Annotated in this window: 2 protein-coding genes and 1 pseudogene; all 3 read left to right on the top strand. The window is 45.1% G+C overall.

Annotation, left to right across the window (positions count from 1 at the left end; translation table 11 throughout):
* Positions 1 to 3139: DUF4815 domain-containing protein (locus ACFIN0_RS09390; protein WP_375702408.1), on the top strand; the 3139-nt coding region annotated here is incomplete at its 5' end.
* 14 nt (positions 3140 to 3153) lie between these two features.
* Positions 3154 to 4527, top strand: coding sequence for a Bgr_08870 family protein (locus tag ACFIN0_RS09395; RefSeq protein ID WP_375702409.1), 1374 nt, complete (start codon positions 3154 to 3156; stop codon positions 4525 to 4527).
* 127 nt (positions 4528 to 4654) lie between these two features.
* Positions 4655 to 4839: pseudogene (locus ACFIN0_RS09400) on the top strand (hypothetical protein); the annotation flags it as partial.

Below are 4839 nucleotides of genomic sequence, written 5' to 3' on the forward strand. Positions count from 1 at the left end.
GCATGAAAGTGGTTTACCCTTTGCAATTGACAGATCTCGCGGCAAAGAGGAACAACAAAGCGTTGTCTTTTATGGCACGCGTCCCTTTATTCAAAGTGGTGAATTGAATGAGGTTCAAACCATCATCAGGGGGCGGCATGACCGCTTGGGGCGCCTTGTGGCACAAGAAGGAGACCGCGTTGAACGGGCTGATGCTTTTGTCAACAAAGAGACAAGGACCGTCACTTTAACGGATGGCAAAATTTATATCGCAGGCGATATTTTCCCCGTTGCACCAGCTGTACTCAACAATGTTGCCATGATTGGGCGCTTGGAAATTGGTGTGAAGCTGCAAAAAAAATGGATAACACACGAAGATGATCCAGAGCTCTTGGGGCAAGTCCCTGGTACCTTAGCAGAAGGAGAGCCCGGAGCGGCACGCGAAACAGCACAGCTTGTTTGGGCACTGAAAGAGGATGCGCAGAATGGCACTTTCTTTCCGGTTTATATTTTACAAGATGGTGTTCTGATTGATCAAAAATCGCCCTCACTGCTTGAACCCGCCATGCAAGCTATTGCGACGTACGACCGCGCCCATGGGCATTATATCGTGAGTGGCTGCCGTGTGAGCGCATTGGGAGCCAATAACGGTTGCCAAGTGTTTAGTATTCAAGAAGGAGAAGCCAATATCAATGGCTTTAAACGCAAACGCTTAGCGGCTTTGCGTCATGAAGAACTCGAGGACTTTTCGACAAGCGTTGTTCCTAGCGAAACGCATATTTTTGCGCCCCCAAAAGGGAAAACAAGTTTCACCTTTAAACCCTATTATTTTCCTATTGCCGATATTCAGTCTCTTTTGTTGACAAAAGAAAAAACCGTTAACGTCACCCGTGGTGCCGTTGCCGCTGGGCGTGATGGTGTTCCTGATAAAAGCATCACCGCGTTTATCAAAATCGTTCAAGGAAGCAAGGAATTTAAAGAAGGCACAGATTTTAAAAAAACAGGAGACACCATTGATTGGGCACCGGTGGGAGACGAACCTTTAGCAGGGAGCAGCTATAAGGTGACTTACCGCTATCGCGCAAAAATCACGGCTGATAAAGTAACAGCGCAGGAAATCACTGTCTCAGGTGGGGCGCAAGGTGGTGATATTATCGTCAGTTACACTTACAAACTCCCCCGCATTGACCGCATAGGACTGAACACAGGGGGCAATGTGGTTTACATCAAAGGTATCTCAGTAGATCATCCCATGGCACCGAGTGTCCCTGATGATGTGTTGTCCCTTGCAACCATTACCAACAATTGGCTTGAAACGCCGGTTGTGGTTAATGATGGCACCCGTGTTGCCCCCTATGATGAAATGTGGCGCTATTTTCAACGAGTGCTTTCGCTTGATCGATTGATGCAATTAGAGCGTATTAAAAGCAATGTTGACTCTAAAGAACCTGTTGCCAAAAAGGGCATGTTTGCAGACCCTTTTCTTGATGATAGTTACAGAGATGAAGGCTTTCAACAAACAGGTGCTGTAGGCAACGGCATTTTACAGCTTGCCATTGATCCAACCTTTTACACCGCTAATCTTACAGCGCCTGTCACCCTTGACTGGACAAATGAAGTGATCATTGCGCAAGAGTTGACAACGGCTTGCGAAAAAATCAATCCCTATCAAAATTTTGCACCCCTGCCTGGTACAGTAACCCTTGAACCCGCAACAGACTTTTGGCATGAACAACGCACCGATTGGCTCTCGGGTATCACCAATCAAATCATTATGGGAAAACATCGCGGCAGTACCATACGTAGAACAGAAGTAAGCGATAATTTCATCAACACACACCAAGAACAAATCGACTTTTTAAGACAAATTACCCTTCACTTTAAAATTGAAGGTTTTGGCAGTAGCGAAATCTTGGAAAGTCTCACCTTTGATGGTGTGAATGTTTTACCAAAGAGTCTCCTTGTTGCCGATAGCAAGGGCACCCTTGAGGGCGCTTTCACGATTCCACAAAATATTACGGCTGGCACAAAAAATGTTGTGGCACGGGGAAAAGGTGGAACCATTGCAACAGGGCTTTTTACCGGTCAAGGTGTGATTGATGTGAAAGTGATGCGGCGCACCACCACGGTGAAGATATGGACGCAAGTGGACCCACAAGCGCAAGTTTTTACCCCCGATGAAACACGGCAAATTACCGGTATTGACTTTCATCTTTGCAAAATCGGCAATCAGAACCATGATTTGGTGATTGATTTGGTCACTACAGAAAACGGTTATCCGACCGCCGATATTCAAGCGCAAAGCTTTTATTCTATGAAGGGCGCAAAGCTAGGTTGGGCAGAGGCACGCTATGATGTCCCTTTGTTAGTCCCTAATGACCGTCTCACCGCCTTTGTCATTAAAACCGATGATGCTGATCATGCCGTCTCACTAGCAAAGCTTGGAGATTTTGATGCAGAACACCAAAGATTTGTCTCAAGTCACCCTTATGTAACGGGACCACGCTTTTCTTCTGTCAATGCTAGGAGCTGGACTGCTCATCAAGATGAGGCTTTAGCCTTTCGAGTGCTGGCGGCACGCTACATACAAACAGAAAAAACCATTGATCTTGGCACTTTTGACCTTGTGGACTGCTCTGATTTGCAAGTACGCGCAGCCATTGAATTGCCTTCAAGCGATTGTTCTGTCATCTTTGAAATTGAAAGAAACAATGGCACAATTTATCAACTCCTGCCCTTTCAATTGCTAAGCCTTACTGAATATATCAGTGAAAAGATAAAGCTTCGCGCTATTCTCAAAGGCACCGAAAAACTCTCACCCGTCTTGTTTGCGCCTGTTCAATTGATTGCGGGGAAGATCCATAAGGAAGCTACCTATGTCACGCGTGCTTTTGCCTTTGGTGAAAAAGCAAGATTGACCAGCTATATCAAAACCTTTTTACCGGGCGGTGCAACCTTTACACTCGAGATGCAACTGGATGATGGTGGTTTCACCTCTCTCACATTAGACGAAACAGAACAGTTATCCGACCCCCTTTGGACAGAGCGCAAATTTGTGAGCAGCGATAAAACAGCCAAACAAGCACGTTTGAAATTGACCCTTACCGGTGGACCTGCTGCGCGGTCCATGGTGAGTGATTTTGGCGCTGGCATATTATAATGGGAAAATGAGAGATGACAAAAACCAAAAAACTCGACATGGAATTGCCTAAAGAGGGGCGTTTTATCAGTTCTGAATTCCCAATCTTGCGCGAAAACTTGACAAAAATTGATCAAGCTCTTTTGGCTGTTGAGGAAAAGATAGACGAAAAGGCACCTTTACAGCACAAACACACAATAGGTGATGTTAATGGTCTTAAAACAGCTCTTGAAGCCAAGATGGCAGCGGATAAAACCTTCACTTTTGCTGATTTAAGCGATATCGAGGGTGCACACGATGCTGCCAACAATTATGTTCTCTATAAATCAAGCAATAATAACTTCACTTTTGGCAGTGCAATATCACTGTTAGGCGCACATCAACATAAAACCGAAGATATCGTGGGGCTTGATGATTTTAGAGCCAAGATCAATGAAGATCTCACAAGCTATGGTCGCTTAGCCAGCCCAAATGAATGGCAAAATTATAATAAATTTACCAGCAAAGTCACTATGAGTGGTGGCTTAGAACTGTTGGGTAATTCGTCGTTTAACCTTATCCATAATGGTGAAGTGGTTACCAATTTAAACACAAACGGAAGCACCTTGAAAGGACCTTTAAAAGTTGATGGAGATCTTGTTTATACGAAAGCGCAAGTGGATGAAGCCATCTTGGCAGGAATAAAGAGGCTAAAAAAAGATTTGACCGATAAAATCACGAATTGGCCGGCACTTGCTGATGCTGAATTGCTCTATACGCAAGATGGAAAAATTCAATGGCCCGATTGGGTCACGGATAACACAAAAGTCGAAATCCAAGCTTGGGGTGGAGGTGGCAGTGGTGGTGGCGCTTATTCGTCAGGATTAGGAGGAGGTGGTGGTGGTGCCGGTTGTTCAGTCTGGTATGGCTACAAAGCCAGTCTAAATGGACATGAGAATATCACAATTGGTAAAGGAGGAGCTTCTGTTTCAGAGCAGTGTGTAAACGGTAAGTCTGGAGGAACAACGATCATTGGCAATAATTTTATCACCGCCACAGGAGGAAACTATGGTAGTGCTGGTTACTATAGTTCACGAAACGGTTATGTTACTGGCTACTATTCAGGACGTGGTGGTATTGGAGGGGTTGGGGGAAATTTTGGCTTGGCAACAGATGAACATCCAGGATTTTCCAAAGGTGGAAATGGTTATGCTGGGACAAACGGAATTACGAGCGAGACTAGCGGTAATGGCGGTGATGCTGGAGGTGATACATCAAGAGGTGGCTCTGGTGGAGTCGGCAAAGGTTCCTATAGTTCAGGAAAAGCAGGGCGTGGTTTTGGTGGTGGCGGTGCTGGTGCTCATGGACATGAGACTCCAAGTGGTGCTGGAGCGGATGGCGCTGTTCTTATAAGGTTATGGAAAGATTAAATACAAAACCAAAAATAGCGCAAGTCAAATGGATAGCTTTTGTATGAGCAGGCTTATATGTTTTTAAGTCCTTTTATTGCTCTTTCAAAGCCCTTTAAAGAGCTTTTTGACTGACAGTGTCAGTCTTATGGAGCATGATGATGGTTGTTATAGTCTCTTCATTGATTTGGAGAGCAAAATGGCAATAGAATTTAATCATGGGATTCGCATTGTAGAGGCTGGTGAGGATTCCCGTCCTTTAGCAACATTTGATCAAACCGCCCTTGGGGCGGTTGTTACAGCTCCTGATGCTGACAACCAAGTTTTTCCCCT

This window comes from Bartonella sp. AA89HNZF (genome assembly GCF_042196905.1).
In the GTDB taxonomy this organism is placed as follows: Bacteria; Pseudomonadota; Alphaproteobacteria; order Rhizobiales; family Rhizobiaceae; genus Bartonella.